1 protein-coding gene is annotated in these 284 nt (G+C 68.7%); it reads left to right on the top strand.

Going from position 1 to position 284, the window contains the following annotated elements; all coding sequences use genetic code 11:
• Positions 1 to 284, top strand: a 284-nt coding sequence (locus SM754_RS20180) for an isocitrate/isopropylmalate family dehydrogenase (protein WP_323677932.1), incomplete at both ends; no start/stop codon positions are given.

Here is a 284-nt window from a genome sequence, read left to right as displayed (position 1 = left end):
GCGTGGATGCGCGTCTACGCGGGCGAGAGCGCCCGCGACAAGTACGGCGAGAACCTGCCCGACGACACGGTGTCGGCGATCCGGACCCACCGCGTCGCGATCAAGGGCCCGCTCACGACGCCCGTGGGCGCGGGCTTCCGCTCGCTGAACGTCGCGCTGCGCAAGACGCTCGACATGTACGCGAACGTCCGGCCGACCTACCACCTCGACGGCGTGCCGTCGCCCGTCAAAAACCCCGAAGCGATGGACATGGTCACGTTCCGGGAGAACACCGAGGACGTGTA

This window comes from Halorubellus amylolyticus, assembly GCF_034808145.1.
Lineage (GTDB): Archaea > Halobacteriota > Halobacteria > Halobacteriales > Natrialbaceae > Halorubellus.
This window is presented reverse-complemented; position numbering and strand designations above follow the sequence as displayed.